Below are 17,789 nucleotides of genomic sequence, written 5' to 3' on the forward strand. Positions count from 1 at the left end.
TGAAATCGCGAACTCCGGGCTCGGCGGTGAGTGCTCCGACAAGTTCTTGCCGCCGGTAATGATCGAGCCCCGGTCTCCCGAAGGAGGCCGGGGCTCGATCTGTTCCCGAACTGACTACCGCTCCCACCACGAAGCGGACATGTATTAGGTTAGCCTAACCTTGCGGTTGGATCAACCCCTTCTTGCGCTGCTGCGACAGCGCCACGGCGCCCCCGACGGCGGCGGCGAGCGAGAGCAGTCCACCGAGCACGAGCGGCCAGCGCGGGCCGAAGACCTCCGCCAGCCAGCCCGACGCCAGACCGCCGAGCGGCTTGCCACCCATGAACAGCAGCATGTAGAGACCCATCACCCGACCTCGCATGGTCGGCTCGACGGCCAGCTGCACCGTCGAGTTCGCGCTGGTCGTGAAGGTCATGACCGCGACACCGACCGGCACCAGGCACGCGGCGAACAGCCAGTAGGACGGCAGCAGCCCGGCCACCGCCTCCAGCGCACCGAACACGCCCGCGCCGATGAGCATCAGCCGCAACCGGGAACCGGGTTTGGCGCTGCGGCGGGCGGCCAGCGTCGCGCCGGTCAGCGTCCCCACCGCGAGCATCGTGATGAGGATGCCGTAGCCGTCGGCGTCGCGACCGAAGACGTTGCGAGCCATCACCGCGAACGTGCTCTCGAAGTTCATGCCGAAGGTGCTGACGCAGAACATCAGGACCATGACCACGACCAAGTCCGGGCGCCCGCGCACGTAGCGCAGGCCGGCCCGGAGCTGGCCGCGCTCCCTGCCCACGGCTCTGGCCCGGTGCAGCAGGGCGGTGTCCATCAGCAGCAGGCCCACCACCACGGCCACCGAGCTGAGCCCGTTGGCGAGGAACACCCAGCCGGTGCCGACGGCGGTGATGGCCAGTCCGGCGATCGCGGGCCCGACGATGCGGGCCAAGTTGAAGGTCATCGAGTTCAGCGCGACGGCGTTGGTGAGCTGCGCGGGTCCGACCATCTCCACCACGAAGGACTGCCGCACCGGCGCGTCCACCGCCGAGAAGCAGCCGAGGACGAAGCACAGCACGTAGACGTGCCAGAGGGCGACGATCCCGGTCACGTCGAGCGTCCCCAGCGCGAAGCCGCAGAGCCCCAGGGCACTTTGCGTGATGATCAGGATCTTGCGCTTGTCGAACCGGTCGGCGAACACTCCCGCCCACAGCGTGAGCGCGAGGGTGGGGAGGAACTGCAGCGCGACCGCCACGCCGAGCGCGGCCGGGCTGCCTCCGGAGAGCTCGAGCACGAGCCAGTCCTGCGCGGCCCGCTGCATCCAGGTCCCGGTCAGCGAGACGACCTGTCCGGACGCGTAGTAGCGGTAGTTGCGCTCGCGCAGCGAGCGGAACATGCCCCCGCCGGCGTCAGCGTTCCGGTCCGCCGCGGACCGGGTGCGGCGGTTGACCGGGTCTGGGGAATCTCCGTCTTCCGCAGACCTTCGAGCTTGGCCAACCACGCTTCGGCGTACCGCCTCTCAGTGCTCCCTCATCGACTGGCCAGCCGGTCGATGATCTCGGCGGCCCGTGACAGCACCGCCAGCTCTTCCGCGTCCAGCTCCGCGAGGTGCTGGTCCAGCCAGCGCTCGCGGATCGAGACCTCTTCCTCGATGCGGGCCTTGCCGGACTCGGTCACCTCGACGATGGCCTGCCGGCCGTCGGTGGGATGAGCCCGCCGGACCACCAGCCCGTTGTCCTCCAGGGCTGCGATGACCCTGGTCATCGATGGTGGCTGGACACCCTCCTTGGCCGCCAGTTCGCCCGGTGTCATCGATCCGGCCTTGTGCAGGCAGGACAGTGCTGACAGCTGGGACAGCGTGAGGGCCGAATCGGCTCGCTGCGCGCGCAACCGCCGGTTGAGGCGAACGACCGCGAGCCGCAGCCGGCTCGCCAGCGTGCGTTCCCGTTCCGCGATATCGGACACGTCGTTAGTCTACCAAACTATCTCGGGAATTCGGACAAACTGATCTCGCGACCAGTGGTGGCATACCTTAGCCAGCCCGAGCCCCGGCATGGCGTATTTGGGATGAAGGAGACTCGCCGCGCGCCAAGAGGTCCGGCGAACTCTCCCCGAACGCGAAAAGAGGCACCCGCGTCCCAGGATTCCGGGACGCGGGTGCCTCTTCGAGCGGGATCAGATGCCGAGCAGGCTGCTCAGCGGACCCGAGGCGAAGTAGAGCACGAAGGCCGCGGCCACCACCCACATCAGCGGGTGCACCTCGCGGGCCCTGCCGGTGGCGGTGCGCAGCAGCACGTAGCTGACGAACCCGGCACCGATGCCGTTGGCGATCGAATAGGTGAAGGGCATGACCGCGATCGTCAGGAACGCGGGCAGCGCCATCGTGAAGTCCGACAGGTCGATCTGGCGGATCTGCGACAGCATCATCGCGCCCACCACGACCAGCGCCGGAGCCGCGGCTTCGATCGGAACCACCTGGTAGAGCGGGGTCAAGAACATCGCGCCCAGGAACAGCACACCGGTCACCACGTTGGCCAGACCCGTGCGGGCGCCGTCGGCGATGCCGGAGGCCGACTCCACGAACACCGTGTTGGAGCTCGCCGAACCCGCACCACCGGCGACCGCGCCCAGGCCCTCGACGGCCAGCGCCTTGCCGATGCCGGGGAGGTTCCCCTCCTTGTCGGCCAGATCGGCTTCCTTGCCGAGACCGGTCATCGTGCCCATGGCGTCGAAGAAGTTCGCCAGGACGAGGGTGAACACCAGCATCGCCGCGGCCAGCGCGGGCAACCGCGTGAAGGCGCCGAAGGAGATGTCACCGACCAGCGACAGGTCCGGCAGACCGGCGATCTGGTCCGGCAGCGCCGGGTAGCCGAGGTTCCAGCCGGTCGCACCGGCGTCGCTGGAGGACCCGGCGTGGAAGACCGACTCGACGATGATCGACAGGATCGTGGTGACCACGACGCTGATCAGGATGCCGCCGCGAACCTTGCGGGCCACCAGGATCGAGGTCAGCACCAGGCCGAAGACGAACACCGCGGTCGGCCAGGAGGCGATCGAACCGTCGATGCCCAGACCCACCGGGACCGTCGTGTCGGCCGCGTCCGGCAGGCGGCGCACGAACCCGGAGTCGACCAGGCCGACGAAGGTGATGAACATTCCGATGCCGACCGCGATCGCGGCCTTGAGATCGGCGGGCACCGCGTTGAACACGGCGGTGCGGAACCCGGTCGCGACCAGGATCAGGATCACGATGCCGTCGACCACGACCAGGCCCATGGCCTCCGGCCAGGTCACCTGGGGCGCGATCGTGACGGCCAGCAGGGTGTTGATGCCCAGGCCGGTGGCGATGGCGAACGGGTAGTTCGCGATCAGTCCGAACAGGATCGTCATGACGCCCGCGACCAGCGCGGTGGCGGCCGCGACCTGCGGGATCGGCAGGATGTTGCCCAGGACGTCGTGCTTGGCACCGGCGTCGGTCGGCGAAGCGCTACCGAGGATCAACGGGTTGAGCACGATGATGTAGGCGACGGTCACGAAGGTGACCAGGCCACCCCGAACCTCTCGGCCAACGCTGGATCCGCGCTCGCTGATCTTGAAGTAGCTGTCCAGCAGCGAAGACTTGCTCTCGGTTCTCTCCACCATTCGAACTTTCCAATCACGGTGGCCTGTGCGCGGGCCGTTACTACCGGGAGTAGCCTGCCTGACGTGGTACAAGACGGCGAAACCGCCCCCTCCGACCCAGCGCACCGCACGGTCCCGTCGCTGCCCCGCAGGCTCGCGGATCCGACGCCGGTGCTGCTGTTCGGCACCGCCCTTTGGTTCGCGGGCGTCGTGCTGTTCGGATGGCGCGACCTCGCCGACGGCGCGGTCGGCGTCGAGTTCTTCACCTGCGTCGCCGGGACCACGCTCGGCATCATCGGCTTCGGCGTCTTCCGCTGGCAACGCAGCGCTGCCCGCCGCGGCTCCCGAGGCTCCTGGCAGGGCCTCTCGGGCCTCGACACCTGAGCCCACCTCACCCCTGCGCGGTTTTGGGTCCGAACCGATCGGACAAAACGGCCGTGAATTGTTCGGAGAACCCTCAAGAATCGCCTTTGAGGATTTTCCAGCAGGTGGGGCAGGTGGGTTCGAGTATCCAGTCGAGCTCGGTGCTGTCGTGCAGGCGAGCGGCTACGACCTGCGTGCCGCAGTAGGATTCCGCCTGGTCATCGTGGTTGATCCGGATCGCTGAGGGCCGGAAGGCGTGGCGACCTCCGGGGATCGGGCGCCAGATGTGGGTGAGGTGATCGGTCATTTTTTCCTCCTTGTCCGGTGAAATGAGACCGTCCCATGAATGAATGAGCAATCGTGTTCATTAGATTGTGTAATGGTGACGTCTCAGGCCCTGAAATAAATTGTGCGTATGACAACGGCACGCGCCCGGGGCTTGGGCGTTGAAATCCGGAGGCTCCGCAAGGACGCCGGTCTCCGGCTGGAGGAGCTGGCCGACGTGTGCGGCTGGTCGCGGGCCACGTTCGGTCGCATCGAGTCGGGCGAGAAGGTCCCGACCGACATCGAGATCGCCATCGTCCTGGGCGCTCTGGGGATCAGGGGCAGCGAACGGAAGCGCCTGCTGGAACTGGCTCACGACGCGCACCAGACGCACTGGTGGGAGGTCGGCCACCCGGGGCTCCCGTCGCAGCTCGTCTCACTGCTGGACTTCGAGCAGCGGGCCGCGAAGATCACCGACGTTGCGATCGGTTTCGTGCCGGGCTTGTTGCAGACGGCCGACTACGCGCGAGCCGTGATGCGCAACGGCGCGCTGGACGAGGAGGTCGTCGAGGCCAGGGTGTCGCTGCGCATGGGCAGGCAGCGCGTGCTGACCAGGGCGAGACCGGTCGTGTTGCACGCGCTCCTGGACGAGTCGATCCTCTGGCGTCCGGTGGGCGGCTCGCGCGTGATGGCCGAGCAGCTGCGCCGCGTCGCCGAGGTGGGCCGGCACGACCACATCACCGTGCGGGTCGTCCCCTACAGCGCGGGCGTCCACCACGCGTTGCACGGGAACTCGCTGATCCTGGAATTCGCCAGACAACGTCCCATCGTCTACCTCGAACAACGACGGTCCGGACTGTTCCTCGACGATCCCGACGAGATCTTCCCGTTCGTCGAGTCCGCCACTAGCGTTGAGGAGAAGGCCTTGAGCCCAACGGAATCCGCCGAGCTCATCCTGACTCGCGCGAAGGCGATGGAGAACAGCCATGATCAGTGACTGGCGCAAATCCAGCCACAGCGGCGAAGAAGGCAACTGCGTCGAAGTCGGCCGGGGCCGCGACCAGATCGGCGTGCGCGACACCAAGGACCGCGACGGCGGAACCCTGCGGTTCGACCCCGAAACCTGGCACCGCTTCCTGCGGTCCCTCAACGAGGACCACTAGCGCAGCAGGGTCGTCGCCTCCGGGTCCGCCAGCAGGGCTGCCAAGGCGAAGCGCTGCGACCACGACCCGGTGGCCCATGCCAAGGCCCTGGCCAAGCCGTCCGGGGTGCGTTCGGTGTGGACCTTGCCGTTGTTCTCCACCCACCAGTGGACCTGGTGCTCACCCGTCGACGCCTGGACGCGCAGCTTGTCGTGGAGGGTGATCTCGCCGACCGGGACCTCGATGCCCAGCAGCTCGCAGCTGGAGATGACCCGGGCGACCTCGGCCCAGCGCTGGGTGCGCCCCGGATCGGGCACGCGCAGCGTGTTCTCCTCCGAAGCCAGCGGCAGGTCGAGCAGCTCGGCCAGCGCCTCGGGGTCGAACTGATCCGGGCTGCCGCCCGCGACGACCAGCGGAGCGTCCATGACGCCGAGCATCCACGGCTCGTCGAGCACGACCGCGCGGCCGGTGCTCACCACCGCCCCCGACACGGACCGCACCATCTCCGGCGGAGCCAGCTCGGACGGGTCGACCACGCCCGCGGCCACCGCTTCGCTCAGCGCCCGGTGAGCCCGCAACGCCGTTCCCGCGCGGATCGCGCGGTCCGGGTCGCCGAGGCGTTCCAGCAGGTCTTCGGCGTCGTCATCGTCGTCGATGCGCAGCTCGGCGCGGACACCGGCCAACCGCAGCCCCTCGGCGTCCAGGCCGATGTCGGGCACCGGATCGTAGACCCCGGCGAGCTCGTCGGCGCCGGGCAACCGCCAGTGCCGCGGCGGGTGCCCTTCGATCAGCGCGCAGCGGGCGATCCACCAGGCCGAGTAGCCGTGCGGTTCGCGCAGCGCCCGCAGCGTCTCCGGGTCCCGGGTGAGCAGGCTGATCGCGTCGGGCCACGCGTCGTCGGCGACCAGGTCCAGGTCGCGGATGCCGACGAAGCGGGCCGGAGGCCACGCCTCGGGCCGGTCCGCTTCCTGCTCGGCCCACCACTGCTGCGAGTCGGGGAACTTCTCGTCCGCTTCCACGGGATCGTCCTCGACGTGCACGCCGAAGCCGTCGAGAACGCCGATGGAGGTCAGCAGCTCGGTCGGCCAGCGCTGCGCGACCTGCTCGTCGAGCACCGACAGCGGTGCTCCCTCGCCGAGGTGCTCGGTGTCGATGACCGACAGCAGCGCCGCCTCGGGCAGCAGGAGTTCGTCGGCGCGGCGGAAGTCGCCCTGGTCGTCGGGCAGCGCCAGCGCGCCGAGCCAGTCGCGCGACCGGGACTCCTCGACCAGCTTCAGCACGGCCTCGGCCAGCGGACGCACGTCGGCTCCGGCCAGCGCGTCGGACACGCTGCTGCGCACGGCCTCCGCCAGCGGCGGGGCGTCGAGCAGTTCGGCAGGCCCGGCCGGGTGCGCGCCGAGCTTCTCCAGCAACGGGTGGGTGGCATCGGGATGCGCGATGCGCAGGCCCGAGATGTCCAAGGTGGACAGCAGCGCAGCCGGGTCGAGATCGCTCTCCGGGTGGCTGAGCAGCACGTCGCGCACACCGCTGACGGTGCGGCCGTCGGCCAGCGGGACCGGCAGCGCGGTGAACTCCTCGCGGGCCTGCGGATCGGCTTCCTCGAACGGTGCCAGAGCCTCGTAGAGCCGGTACCACCAGCTCGGTTCGCGGCCCAGCCCGGCGACGGCCTCGACGATCTCGGCGGCGCCGAGCCTGCGGACCTCCAGGGCGTGCAGCGAACGGCGATGCCGGGAGTCGGACAGCTGCGGGTCCAGCAGACCCGGCACGACGTCGTCGAGCAGCTCCACCAGCTCGGACGAGACGAACTCCAGCGCGCGGGCTTCCAGCGGCGCGACCGGCTTGTCCCCTGCCCCCGGCAGCCAGGCCGAGACCCGCAGCCGGTCGTGGACGCCCTGCCGCAGCTTGTCGTCCACATCGGACAGCGGGAACCCCGGCAGCGGCACGAGCGCGGTCCGGTGCTCGCCGGGCAGCTTGTCGACCAGGGCCGGGTAGCACTCGGCGGCGAAGGTCAGCACCTCGTCGGTGGCGGGCGAGGCCGCCGCGCGACGCCGGTCCGCCTCGACCGGCACGCCGGCCAGCAGCCGCGCGGGCAGCGACAGCCGCTCCTCGGTCGGGGTCGGGCTGTGCAGGACGTCCTCGGCCAGCGGGATCGGCACGCCCTCGGAATCCAGCGGAACGGCCCAGGTGACCTGCCACTGCGCGGTCGAACGGCTCTCCGCGCCCAGTCCGGCCAGCACCGACTGGCTCAACGCGCCGGAGGCGCGGTGCACCAGCCAGCGATCGCTGCGCGACGGGCCGTGCACCACGACTCGGTCGGTGTCCTCGTCGACGCGGCGCCAGGTCTGGCGACCGATCCTGATCTCGCTCAGCGCCGGCAGCGCCAGCAGCAGCCCGGGAACCTGGTCGGTGCACGAGTCCAGCAGCGCTGCCGCGTCCACTCCGGAGCGCAGCGGCAGCCGGACTTCGGTGGTGAACCCCTCCGGCGGGGCGCCCTCGACCTCCCACGGCAGCCGCAGCACCGGAACCGCGCCTTCGCGGCGGGACAGCTCCTCGGCAGGTCCGGGCAGCTGCGCGGCGGCCTGCCGGGTGCGCTCGGCGGAGAACGCCACGCCACCCGAGGTCGACAGCACGCTGGGCTCCTCGGAGACCGCGAGCACGGCGGCGAACCCGACGCCGAAGCGACCGACCGAGGCACCGTCGCGCTTGGCGGACGCGCGCAGCGAGGCCAGCGCGGCCACGCCTTCGGCGGTCAGCGGCGCACCGGTGTTGGCCACCCGCAGCTCGTCGCCGACGAGCTCGACGCTCAGGACCCCGTCGGAGCCCGCGGCGTCGGCGGCGTTCTGGGCGAGCTCGACCAGCAGGCGTTCGCGGTAGCCGCCGAGGCGCAGGTCCTCTTCGGCGTTGGCGTCCTCCCGGAACCTGGTCGGCGAGGTCTCCCAGGACTGCAACACTGCGCGCCGCAGTCCGACCGCGCCGAAGCGGTCCGGCTCGCTCACCCGCGCTCCGTGCCGCGCGGCTCGAACTCCAGCGTGGCGTCGTCGTAGACGATCTCGGCGACCGGGACGGTGGAGGAGACGTCCACGTCGACCTCGGAGTGCGCGCCGCAGCCGAACTCGACGCTGACCACGCGGCCGTCGGCGGGGGCGTACTCGTTGGCGCAGACGCCGAACTCGCCGCCCATCGAACCGGACAGCTTCAGAAAGAAGCCGCAGGTCCCGCAGGCCGCGGGCGCGAGCTTCGCGGCGTCGGCGCCCGGGCCGAAGTCACCGGAGTACCAGCGCTCGGCCGCGTCCGTGCGGCCTTCGAAGCTGAGCACCCGCTTGCGGCCGAAGCCGACCTCCTTGGCGACGTCGCCGAACTGCTCGTCGTCGCTGGTCAGGTGGCCGGGAGCCAGCCGCGGGTCGTCCGGGCTGGTCGGCAGCAGATCACCGGCACCGAGGTCGCCCGGCTGGACGCGGTCGCGCCACGGCACCCAGGCCGGCGCCGTCAGCGCCGTGGGACCGGGGAGCAGCACGACCTCGCTGACCGTCACCGGCTCGCCCTGGCCGACGCTGGCGACCGTCACGGCCCAGCGCCAGCCGACGTAACCGGGGTAGTTCGACTCGAAGTAGTGCGTGACGGCGTGCGGCCCCTCGGCCTCGACGCCGACGTGGGCGCCCACCGGGGAGGACGCGCTGTCCGCGACGTCGTCCCCCGTGGTGTCCAGCGTCAGGACCGGCGAGCCGAGCGGGTCGTCACCAGGGCGTGCCTCGTCCTCCGCAGCAGCTCGGGCGACGTCCTCGGCCGCCGCGAGCTCCGGGTTCAACGGCTCGGCCGCAGGCTGCCCGGCGTCGTCGTACGGGGCATCCGCGCCTGGGCTGGTCATCGGAGCAGGCATAGGCGTCACATGCTCAATTGTGCCGTACGTGCTCGACGCCGCAGTCGGCTGTGTCGCTGCGGAGGCCGCAGGACCGCTGATCCGGAGCGGAGTAGCACTCGGAGTGATCGGGCGTGTCAAGCTTTCGGGGTGCGACTTGCTCAGACTGGACGTCTCTTGTGCGGCGTGCTGCTCACCATCGGAGTCGGGGTTGCGTGTGCGCCGCAGGTACCAGCGCAGCACGACGGCCAGGACGACCGCGAGCAAACCGATCAGGGCGTAGGGCACGCGGGAAGCCTGCCACACCTTCGAGTCGAGGTGATCAACGTGCTCCCGCACGACCGCTCCTCGTTCACTCAGGGCCTGGAAATCGCTGGTCAAACCCTCTACGAAGGCACCGGCCTGCGCGGTTCCTCGGCGTTGCGCGCGGCCGACCCGCTGAGCGGTTCGGTGCGGCACGAGGTCCGGCTGCCTGCCGATTACTTCGGTGAGGGGATCACCGTCACGGGTGACCGTATATGGCAGCTCACCTGGCAGGAAGGGGTTGCTTTCGAGCGAGATCGCGAGAGCCTCCGCGAACTGCGCCGAGTGGAGTACCCGGGCGAGGGCTGGGGGCTGTGCTTCGACGGGCGGCGACTGGTGATGAGCGACGGCAGCGACGAGCTGGCCTTCCGCGATCCGACGACGTTCGCGCAGGTCGGAGAGGTTTCGGTGACGCGTGCGGGCTCGCCGGTCGAGGAGCTCAACGAGCTGGAGTGCGCCGGCGGCCAGGTGTGGGCCAACGTGTGGGGCAGCGACGAGATCCTGCGGATCGATCCGGCGAACGGGCAGGTCACGGCGGTCGTGGACGCCGAGGGGTTGCTGCCGCCCGAGCAGCGGGTCGGAGCCGACGTGCTCAACGGCATCGCGGCCGTTCCCGGCACCGATGATTTCCTGATCACCGGGAAGAACTGGCCGTCGATGTTCCGGGTCCGCTTCGTACCCCGGTGATCGCTGGTTCGAGTGATCTAGACCGCTATTTTTGTCGCCTGATCGTGTCCCGCTGTATTTCTGGGCCGCTTTCCGCCTCCTTATTCGTGAGGGCGTTGCGGCTGAGACCAAGAACGAGCATCGCCGCAACCCGGTCCGGGCGAGAGGAGGTGGTGCAGGATGGCTCACATGGGGATGCGTGGACGTGACCAGCACTCGGACGAGCCGCAGGGCCGTCCGGGCTGGGGCGCCGGGCAGCGCGGGAAGCGCGGTTGGTACGCCGACCAGCAGCAGTCCGGACAGCGGTTCGAACCGCCGCCCCAGGACGCCGACGAGCGGCGTTATCCCTGGCAGGAGGACCCCGACTACGACCGCTCGCGCGGAACGGGTCCGCTGCCGCCGCTGCACGATGACCACTCCGCCGCACCCGACGAGGAGGAGCCCGAACGCGAGCAGCCCCGGGGCGCGCCGCCGCCGAGGAAGCTGACGGTCACCCGGGTCGCCGCGTGGCGCAGCCGGGACCTGACCCAGCGGGTGGTGCGGCTGTTCTTCTCGCTGGCCCACGCCGACGGCGCCGACCGGTCCGGGCTCGCCAAGTTCACCTACGCGTGGATGGGCAACTACGCGGTCGACGCGGCGATGGCCGTCGCCCTGGCCAACACGCTGTTCTTCTCCGCGGCCACGGCCGAGAGCAAGGACAAGGTCGCGCTCTACCTGCTGATCACGGTCGCGCCGTTCGCGGTGATCGCGCCGGTGATCGGCCCCGCCCTGGACCGGTTGCAGCAGGGCAGGCGGCTGGCGCTGGCCGCGTCCTTCGCGGTGCGCGTCGTGCTGGCCGCCGTGATGGCGCTGAACTTCAACAGCTGGCTGCTCTACCCGGCGGCGCTGGGCTGCATGGTGCTGTCGAAGTCCTTCGGCGTGCTCAAGGCCGCCATGACGCCTCGAGTGCTGCCCGGTCAGATCACGCTGACCAAGGCCAACTCGCGACTCACCGCCTTCGGCCTGGCCGCGGGCGGTGCGTTCGGCGCGATCGCCTCCGGCTTCGCCTGGCTGTGGGGCTCCGAGGGCGCGCTGTGGTTCATGGCCGCGATGGCGGCGGCCGGCGTCTGGCTGTGCCTGCGGATCCCGGGCTGGGTGGAGAGCACCGAGGGCGAGGTGCAGACCTCGCTGGGCGATCCGGGACGTTCCCGCAAGGTACCGCTGTCCGATCACGTGGTGGTGGCCCTGTGGGGCAACGGCGGGATCCGGGTGCTGACCGGTTTCCTGACGCTGTTCGCCGCGTTCGTGATCAAGCACAACACCCCGCACGAACCGGCCATGCAGCTGGTGCTGCTGGGCCTGGTCGGCGGCGCGGCCGGGGTCGGCAGCTTCCTGGGCAACGGTCTGGGTTCGCGGATGACCTTCGAGAAACCCGACCGGCTGATCATCAGCTGCCTGGGCGCCGCGCTCGCCGTGGCGACCTGCGCCGCGGTGTTGGCCGGTCTGCCGCTGGCGGTGATCGTCGGCCTGGTCGGCGCGACCGCCTCCGCCTTGGCCAAGGTCTGCCTGGACGCGGTGATCCAACGCGACATGCCGGAGGCCTCGCGGGCCTCGGCGTTCGGCCGATCGGAAACGATCCTGCAGCTGAGCTGGGTCTTCGGCGGCGCGCTCGGCGTGCTGCTGCCACCGGTGTACTGGATCGGGTTCGTGGTGATCGCCGCGCTGCTGGCCCTGGTCCTGGCGCAGACGATCCTGCGCGGGCGCGGCGCCACGCTGGTCCCGGCGATCCCGCTGCGGTCGCTGTCGCGACGGCGGAGACGTTCGGCAGGCGCACCGGCCACCGCCCGTTCGAGTGCCAGGTCGTAGGCTCTGGCCGTGCATCGTGGACTGAAGCCGCTGCTGGCAGTGGTCGCCGTCGGGCTCGCCGCCGGCTGCTCCTCCCCCAGCCAACCGCAGGTGACCTTCTACTCGCACGGGGACGCGGTGGCGGTTGACGCCGCCCAGTACTGCGACCCGACCGGTCAGGAGTGCTCACCCCCGAAGCCGGAGGCTGTCGGCGAGCTGCGCATGGTCGATCGCGACCCGCTGCAGATCTCGGTCCCGACCGAGGTCGCCGGTGCGCCGTGGCAGGTGGTCTTCCTCTACCGCGGGCTCAACGGCCAGGAGCTCGACGGCCGCAGCCCGGTGTTCACCCCGGACTCGCGCCACTCCTACACGCTGCAACTGCCGCCGGACGGCGCCCGCATCGAGCACGTCGAGGTCCAGCAGTTCTCAGCGGTGCTGAGCCAGGGCGCCGATGGCGGCGTCGACTTCGGCATCGGCGGCAGCTGGGTCCTCAACGTCAAGCAGTGACGCCTCGGCGTCGCGGGTTCTGACACGTCTGCTGGGGAGGGCAGCCGACGCCGTGCACCGGCTCCCGGCCCAGAAGGCGTGTCAGATTCCGCTTCCTGCACGGATGCGCCCGGACGACCGCGGGTTCCTCGCCCGCAGACCGATCAGTTCCCGCCGGGATCGAGTTCCCGCGCGACCGCCCGGACGACCTCGCCGATGCGCTTGGCGGTCTTGCGGTCGGGGTAGCGGCCTCGCTGCAGGTCCGGCTGAACCTTGAGTTCGAGGAGCTTGATCATGTCCTCGACCATGCCGTGCAACTCATCGGCGGGACGTCGGCGCGCCTCGGTGACCGAGGGCAGCGGGTCCAGTAACTTGACCTTCAACGCCTGCGGGCCGCGTCGGCCCTGCGCCATGTCGAAGTCGACGCGCTGGCCGGTCTTGAGCGCATCCACACCAGATGGCAACGCGGAGGAACGCACGTACACGTCCTCCCCGCCATCCTGGGTCAGGAAGCCGAAGCCCTTGTCCGAGTCGAACCACTTGACCCTGCCGGTCGGCACTGTCCTCACCGTTCCCTGTCGAATGCGCTGACCCGTTGACCGGGTCACGATCTCCCTGCCGTTTCTTCCCACCGCGACGCGGCAACAGCCCCGTCACGACGAAAGCGCCCCGTTAACGCCACGCAGGTGCGCGCGCCGGGACGCGTCCCACCAAGCGTACCGCGAAGGTGGACGAAATCACCCATCCTTATGGGGCAAGGCCGGTTGCCGGCCACGGCATTGGGGTGAATACGCTGCTCACATGGCGAGCAGCTCACCAAGATCAGCAGTCCTCCCGATCTCGATCGCGATGTTCGGCATCGGGCTGCTGGCCATCGTCCTGATCTTCGCGCTGTTCGCGACCGGCCATCAAGACCTGCCGGCGTGGATCAGCGTCGTCACGCTGCTGTGCCCGGCCGGGTTGATCTTCGGCGTGATCGCGACCGTGATCCGCGCCCGGCGGCACTAGCTGCTGCGGCGGTTGCCGCTGCCCCGCTCAGCTCGCGCCGCGCGGGCTTCCGACGGTTCTCAAACCCGGGTCGCCAGCCAGGCCGGGAACTCGGAGAGGTCCTCCAGCGCCACGTCGGCACCGGCTTCGCTGAGCTCGGTGGCCGAGTAGGGCCCCGTGGCCACGCCCACCGCGATCGCCCCGGCGGTGTGGCCGCCGACGATGTCGCCGAAGTGGTCGCCCACGTAGATGTCGGCGCCCTCGGCCAGCAGCACCTCGCCCTTGCCCGCGCCGAACACGCCACCGGCGAGCCGATCGACGGTCCAGCCCAGGGCTTTGAGGTGCAGCGCGGCGTTGGGCTCGTACTTGCCGGTGACCACCAGCGTCCGGCCACCGGCCGCGCGCACGGCCTCCAGCGCTTCGGCCGCCCCCGACAGCGCGGCCGTCTCGTCGATCACGACGGTCGGGTAGATCGAGCGGAAGTGGGCGGCGAGCCGCTTGACCATCGGTTCGTCGAAGCCGTAGCCGCGCAGCACGTCCTCCAGCGGCGGCCCGAGGTGAGCGGCGAAGTGCTGCCCGTCCAGCTCGGTGCCGAACTCCTCGTTGAGGGCGTCGAAGGCGCGAACCATGCCGGGCCGCGGGTCGATCAGGGTCATGTCCAGGTCGAATCCGACCGTGAGTGCGCTGCGCTCGTCCATCATCTTCAGCTTACGGACACGCTCCGACCGGACTTGACGCGAAACTGTCCAGTACCGAAACTGGGAGTAACACACCTCACATCCCGGCGAGCTGGAGTCGTTCAATGACGAGCACGCACACCGCCCAGCGCGAGAGCTTCCACTCCCTGCGAGCCCACGGCCTGAACTGGGAATCGCTCCCGCTACGACTGTTCAACAAGGGCAACGCGAAGTTCTGGAACCCCGCCGACATCGACTTCAGCCAGGACGCCGAGGACTGGCAGCGCCTCAACGACGACGAGAAGCGCGGCGTGGCGGGACTGTGCGCGCAGTTCATCGCCGGTGAGGAAGCCGTCACCCAGGACCTCCAGCCGTTCATGGCCGCGATGGCCGCCGAGGGCCGTTTCGGCGACGAGATGTACCTGACGCAGTTCTGCTTCGAGGAGGCCAAGCACACCCAGGTGTTCCGGCTCTGGATGGACGCCGTCGGACTCACCGAGGACCTGCACGAGTACGTCGCCGAGAACCCCGGCTACCGCGAGATCTTCTACAAGGCGCTGCCCGAGACGCTGCAGGCGCTGCACACCGACCCCAGTCCAGAGAACCAGGTCCGCGCCTCGGTCACCTACAACCACGTGGTGGAAGGGACCCTCGCGCTCACCGGCTACTTCGCCTGGCACAAGATCTGCGTGAGCCGGGGGATCCTGCCCGGCATGCAGCAGGTCATCAAGCGCATCGGCGACGACGAGCGCAGGCACATGGCCTGGGGCACCTTCACCTGCCGCAGGCACGTGGCCGCCGACGAGACCAACTGGTCGGTGGTCGAGGACCAGATGGCCACGCTGCTGCCGCACGCCATCGCGCAGGTCCAGTGGAAGCCGGCGGACGCTCCCGAGGAGCTGCCGTTCGCGCTCGACAAGGACGAGCTCACCGCCTACGCCTCCGACCGCGCGACCAGGCGCCTCGGCGCGATCTCCAGCGCCAGGGGCATGCCGCTGGCGCAGATCGACGTCGATGCCGAACCCGAGGCCCTCGAAGATCGCTTCGGCGCCGAAGACGCCGCAGAACTGGAAAAACTCCGCGCATGACGTGAGCCGGGGTGGCCCCTTCGACCAAAGCAACCACCCACCGGGAACTTCCCGAGGGAGGTTCCCGGAATACCCCGGTAATCCGTCACCGGAAGACTCCGGTAATCCGTCACCGGAAGAGGCTCTGGCGCAGTCTTCGTGATGCTCAGTTTGCTTGTAGGAGTGTGCGTTTGCGGAGGAGGTCGAGATTGGCGCGGCCGAACATCTGGCGCTTGATCATTTTGATGCGGTTGACGTGCCCTTCGACGGGGCCGGAACTGTAAGGAAGGGTCAGGCCGTTGCGGACGGCGTCGATGTCGCGGCGGAGGTTGCGGGCAAAGGAGGCGATGGCGGTCAGCGAGTCCTTTTCGACCGCGCTGATCCAGGAGTCGAGGCGATGTCCTTCGATCCGGGTCATCATGATGGCGAAATCTTCGACGTGGCTTGTGAGCCGGTTCAGGTCTGTGTTGCGTTTTCGGATCGTGCGCAGGATGGTGGCATCTTCGCTGGTGAGGTTGCCGGGGTCGGACATGATCAAGCGGGTGATGTCGCGGACGGACGGGGGTCGCGGTGCTGGGACGGCGATTTGGCTGGTGCTGGTGCGGAATCGTCTTAGGTAGCGTTGCACTTGCTGCTCGGTGCCGGTGTAGCCGATTGCGGCAATTTCCCGGGTGAGTTGGGTGGCGTTGCGGATCCCGTCGTTCCAGCGCTTGTGCAGTTGCTCGTGATAGCCGTCCAGGATGCTTGATCGCTGCTGGTTTTTCGCGATCAGAGGCTCGACTGTGGTGGCGTTGGCGAACTTGCGCACGGTCGCGGGATGCAGGCCCAGTTCACGACCGATGGCGGCTTTGCTGAGGCCCTGTCGGAGCAGCCGGTGGACCGCAGCGTGATGTTGCCGGGTGCGTGTGACGACTTTCAGCTCACGACGGTTCACCACCGGCGGCGCTTTGCTCGACCGCTGGGACTCGGATTGCGCGGCCAACGCCGCGGCAAGGTCACGGCGGGCCGCTGATACGTCTTTTTCGACTGCCTGGCCCAGGTTCTGCCACAAGTGGAACCGGTCGGCGACCTGCAGCGCGTCCGGGGCTGCCTGCCGTGCTCCTTCGGCATAGCCGCCGGCTCGGTCCCGGCAGATGATCTGAGGGCAGGGCCGCCCATTCAGCCACCCGGCCAGAGCATCGCCGTCCCGGCCGCTGATGAGGTCGATCGGCCGTCGCGTCTCGAGATCTACCATGACGGTGCCGTAACGGTGCCCACGGCGCACGGCGAAGTCATCCACGCCCAACACTACGGTTGGCCCGCTGGGCGGGTCAGGTAACCGGCGGATCAGCCGCAGCAATGTGTCCCGTCCGACCGGTAACCCCAGACGTCGCGCCAGCCGAGCACCGGCACGACCGGCTAACTCGAGCCCGATCGCGATCAGCATCGACGTCAACTGATTCGTTCGCCGCGACCACTTCGCCGTCAGACCTGCCACCTGCTCGGAGAAAGTCTTCGCCGCACAACCAAGATTGATGCAAAAGAAACGCCGCACCGTCAGCTGCAGGACGACCGCGCGGCCGGCGATCGAGGCATCGGCCAGCCTCCGTTGATAGCGGGAATGCACACGTGCGGACATGGTCCCGCACCCAGGACACCCAGCTGTCGAAGCAACGACTCCGGCCTCGACAACCATCGCATCACCGTCGCTATGGACCGCGCTGACCACCACATTATCCAAATGCGGCAACAACCGCCGAACAAGATCATCAGTGCACCCGTCTCACCTATCACCAGCGGAACAGGCCTCGACGCCCGACCCGCCCCACCGATCATCACGAAGACTGCGCCAGAGCCCCGGAAGACTCCAGTAATCCGTCACCGGAATACTGCGGTATTCCGTCACCGGACCCGGAAAACTCCCGTAATCCGTCACCGGATTACTGGAGTGTTCCGGGTTTCGGCTGTTAGAGGTCGAGGAGTTGGCGGGCTTGTTCGCGCATCTCGACCTTGCGGACCTTGCCGGTGACCGTCATCGGGAACTCCTCTACCACGTGCACGTAGCGCGGGATCTTGTAGTGCGCCAACTTGCCCGAGCAGAACTCCCGCAACGACTCCGCCGTCAACACCGCAGCCCCCTCCCGCAACCGCACCCACGCCATCAACTCCTCGCCATAACGAGCATCCGGAACCCCGATGACCTGCGCATCCAACACATCCGGATGCGTGTACAGGAACTCCTCGATCTCACGCGGATACACGTTCTCCCCACCCCGGATCACCATGTCCTTGATCCGACCCGTGATCGAGACATACCCATCGGCATCCATCACCGCCAGATCCCCGGTGTGCATCCACCGCGCCGCGTCGATCACCTCAGCGGTCTTGTCCGGCTGCTCCCAATACCCCAGCATCACCGAATACCCCCGCGTGCACAGCTCCCCCGGCTCACCACACGGCACCGTCCGCCCACTGGCCGGATCGACGATCTTGACCTCCAAATGCGGACCCACCCGGCCCACCGTCGACACCCGCCGCTCCAACGAATCATCCGCACGCGTCTGCGTCGACA

The 17,789-nt window shown here is 69.0% G+C and carries 18 protein-coding genes; 8 read left to right on the forward strand and 10 right to left on the reverse strand.

Annotated elements, in window-relative coordinates; genetic code table 11:
- Positions 1-154: 154 nt before the first annotated feature.
- The 3 genes from AB0J78_RS31600 to AB0J78_RS31610 all read right to left on the reverse strand — a co-directional run bounded on the left by AB0J78_RS31600 (position 155) and on the right by AB0J78_RS31610 (position 3,624).
- A complete protein-coding gene (locus tag AB0J78_RS31600; protein WP_363795407.1) occupies positions 155-1,378 on the reverse strand; it encodes an MFS transporter in 1,224 nt (407 codons plus the stop codon).
- Between the two features lie 134 nt (positions 1,379-1,512).
- Positions 1,513-1,947, reverse strand: a complete 435-nt coding sequence (locus AB0J78_RS31605) for a MarR family transcriptional regulator (RefSeq protein WP_363795409.1) — start codon at positions 1,945-1,947, stop codon at positions 1,513-1,515.
- A 210-nt stretch (positions 1,948-2,157) separates the two neighbouring features.
- Positions 2,158-3,624 (reverse strand): NCS2 family permease, encoded by a 1,467-nt coding sequence (locus AB0J78_RS31610; RefSeq protein WP_363795411.1) that lies wholly within the window; start codon positions 3,622-3,624, stop codon positions 2,158-2,160.
- A gap of 63 nt (positions 3,625-3,687) precedes the next feature.
- On the opposite strand from AB0J78_RS31610, the gene AB0J78_RS31615 reads away from it, so the two are divergent.
- Positions 3,688-3,987 carry a DUF2530 domain-containing protein gene (locus tag AB0J78_RS31615; protein WP_363795413.1) on the forward strand — a complete coding sequence of 100 codons (300 nt, stop codon included), beginning with the start codon at positions 3,688-3,690 and terminating at the stop codon, positions 3,985-3,987.
- Between the two features lie 73 nt (positions 3,988-4,060).
- Here AB0J78_RS31615 and AB0J78_RS31620 read toward each other — a convergent pair whose 3' ends face one another.
- A complete protein-coding gene (locus tag AB0J78_RS31620; protein ID WP_363795415.1) occupies positions 4,061-4,273 on the reverse strand; it encodes a zinc finger protein in 213 nt (70 codons plus the stop codon).
- Between the two features lie 108 nt (positions 4,274-4,381).
- Between AB0J78_RS31620 and AB0J78_RS31625 the strand changes: the two genes are divergently transcribed.
- Positions 4,382-5,227 (forward strand): helix-turn-helix transcriptional regulator, encoded by an 846-nt coding sequence (locus tag AB0J78_RS31625; protein ID WP_363795417.1) that lies wholly within the window; start codon positions 4,382-4,384, stop codon positions 5,225-5,227.
- Positions 5,217-5,393 (forward strand): DUF397 domain-containing protein, encoded by a 177-nt coding sequence (locus AB0J78_RS31630; RefSeq protein ID WP_363795419.1) that lies wholly within the window; start codon positions 5,217-5,219, stop codon positions 5,391-5,393. The genes AB0J78_RS31625 and AB0J78_RS31630 overlap by 11 nt, the downstream gene beginning before the upstream one ends.
- Here AB0J78_RS31630 and AB0J78_RS31635 read toward each other — a convergent pair.
- Together AB0J78_RS31635 and AB0J78_RS31640 are read right to left on the reverse strand one after the other, a co-directional pair.
- A complete protein-coding gene (locus tag AB0J78_RS31635) occupies positions 5,390-8,368 on the reverse strand; it encodes an ATP-binding protein (RefSeq protein WP_363795421.1) in 2,979 nt (992 codons plus the stop codon). The genes AB0J78_RS31630 and AB0J78_RS31635 overlap by 4 nt on opposite strands.
- Positions 8,365-9,237 (reverse strand): DUF3027 domain-containing protein, encoded by an 873-nt coding sequence (locus tag AB0J78_RS31640; protein ID WP_363795423.1) that lies wholly within the window; start codon positions 9,235-9,237, stop codon positions 8,365-8,367. Before AB0J78_RS31640 ends, AB0J78_RS31635 begins: the two co-directional genes overlap by 4 nt.
- A gap of 141 nt (positions 9,238-9,378) precedes the next feature.
- Here AB0J78_RS31640 and AB0J78_RS31645 point away from each other — a divergent pair, with 141 nt between their 5' ends.
- The 3 genes from AB0J78_RS31645 (at position 9,379) to AB0J78_RS31655 (ending at position 12,528) form a co-directional block, all read left to right on the forward strand.
- The gene (locus AB0J78_RS31645) at positions 9,379-10,218 is read left to right on the forward strand and encodes a glutaminyl-peptide cyclotransferase (RefSeq protein WP_363795425.1); all 840 of its coding nucleotides are present in this window, start codon (positions 9,379-9,381) and stop codon (positions 10,216-10,218) included.
- 168 nt (positions 10,219-10,386) lie between these two features.
- Complete coding sequence (locus AB0J78_RS31650) at positions 10,387-12,042, forward strand: MFS transporter (RefSeq protein WP_363795427.1); 1,656 nt, start codon at positions 10,387-10,389, stop codon at positions 12,040-12,042.
- A gap of 9 nt (positions 12,043-12,051) precedes the next feature.
- Positions 12,052-12,528: a DUF2771 family protein gene (locus AB0J78_RS31655; protein WP_363795429.1), complete on the forward strand. Its 477-nt coding sequence runs from the start codon at positions 12,052-12,054 to the stop codon at positions 12,526-12,528.
- 143 nt (positions 12,529-12,671) lie between these two features.
- Here AB0J78_RS31655 and AB0J78_RS31660 read toward each other — a convergent pair whose 3' ends face one another.
- Complete coding sequence (locus AB0J78_RS31660; RefSeq protein ID WP_132677872.1) at positions 12,672-13,067, reverse strand: cold-shock protein; 396 nt, start codon at positions 13,065-13,067, stop codon at positions 12,672-12,674.
- A gap of 241 nt (positions 13,068-13,308) precedes the next feature.
- Between AB0J78_RS31660 and AB0J78_RS31665 the strand changes: the two genes are divergently transcribed.
- Positions 13,309-13,515, forward strand: a complete 207-nt coding sequence (locus AB0J78_RS31665) for a hypothetical protein (RefSeq protein ID WP_363795431.1) — start codon at positions 13,309-13,311, stop codon at positions 13,513-13,515.
- 59 nt (positions 13,516-13,574) lie between these two features.
- Here AB0J78_RS31665 and AB0J78_RS31670 read toward each other — a convergent pair whose 3' ends face one another.
- On the reverse strand, positions 13,575-14,195 hold the full coding sequence (locus tag AB0J78_RS31670; RefSeq protein WP_363795433.1) for an HAD hydrolase-like protein: 621 nt from the start codon (positions 14,193-14,195) through the stop codon (positions 13,575-13,577).
- 101 nt (positions 14,196-14,296) lie between these two features.
- Here AB0J78_RS31670 and AB0J78_RS31675 point away from each other — a divergent pair, with 101 nt between their 5' ends.
- Complete coding sequence (locus AB0J78_RS31675) at positions 14,297-15,259, forward strand: R2-like ligand-binding oxidase (RefSeq protein WP_363795435.1); 963 nt, start codon at positions 14,297-14,299, stop codon at positions 15,257-15,259.
- A gap of 145 nt (positions 15,260-15,404) precedes the next feature.
- Here AB0J78_RS31675 and AB0J78_RS31680 read toward each other — a convergent pair whose 3' ends face one another.
- Both AB0J78_RS31680 and AB0J78_RS31685 read right to left on the reverse strand, forming a co-directional pair.
- Positions 15,405-16,913, reverse strand: a complete 1,509-nt coding sequence (locus AB0J78_RS31680) for an ISL3 family transposase (RefSeq protein WP_363795441.1) — start codon at positions 16,911-16,913, stop codon at positions 15,405-15,407.
- A 271-nt stretch (positions 16,914-17,184) separates the two neighbouring features.
- A partial coding sequence (locus tag AB0J78_RS31685) for an AMP-binding protein (RefSeq protein ID WP_363795437.1) occupies positions 17,185-17,789 on the reverse strand: 605 nt, incomplete at its 5' end.

This window comes from Saccharopolyspora sp. NPDC049426 (assembly GCF_040676935.1).
GTDB lineage: Bacteria > Actinomycetota > Actinomycetes > Mycobacteriales > Pseudonocardiaceae > Saccharopolyspora.

Excerpts from the sequence above, each read along its gene's own strand:
- AB0J78_RS31600 (WP_363795407.1), bottom strand. The coding sequence starts at position 1,378 with ATGTTCCGCTCGCTGCGCGAGCGCAACTACCGCTACTACGCGTCCGGA.
- AB0J78_RS31610 (WP_363795411.1), bottom strand. The coding sequence starts at position 3,624 with ATGGTGGAGAGAACCGAGAGCAAGTCTTCGCTGCTGGACAGCTACTTC.
- AB0J78_RS31620 (WP_363795415.1), bottom strand. The coding sequence starts at position 4,273 with ATGACCGATCACCTCACCCACATCTGGCGCCCGATCCCCGGAGGTCGC.
- AB0J78_RS31625 (WP_363795417.1), top strand. The coding sequence starts at position 4,382 with ATGACAACGGCACGCGCCCGGGGCTTGGGCGTTGAAATCCGGAGGCTC.
- AB0J78_RS31630 (WP_363795419.1), top strand. The coding sequence starts at position 5,217 with ATGATCAGTGACTGGCGCAAATCCAGCCACAGCGGCGAAGAAGGCAAC.
- AB0J78_RS31640 (WP_363795423.1), bottom strand. The coding sequence starts at position 9,237 with ATGACCAGCCCAGGCGCGGATGCCCCGTACGACGACGCCGGGCAGCCT.
- AB0J78_RS31650 (WP_363795427.1), top strand. The coding sequence starts at position 10,387 with ATGGGGATGCGTGGACGTGACCAGCACTCGGACGAGCCGCAGGGCCGT.
- AB0J78_RS31665 (WP_363795431.1), top strand. The coding sequence starts at position 13,309 with ATGGCGAGCAGCTCACCAAGATCAGCAGTCCTCCCGATCTCGATCGCG.
- AB0J78_RS31670 (WP_363795433.1), bottom strand. The coding sequence starts at position 14,195 with ATGATGGACGAGCGCAGCGCACTCACGGTCGGATTCGACCTGGACATG.
- AB0J78_RS31675 (WP_363795435.1), top strand. The coding sequence starts at position 14,297 with ATGACGAGCACGCACACCGCCCAGCGCGAGAGCTTCCACTCCCTGCGA.
- AB0J78_RS31680 (WP_363795441.1), bottom strand. The coding sequence starts at position 16,913 with ATGGTTGTCGAGGCCGGAGTCGTTGCTTCGACAGCTGGGTGTCCTGGG.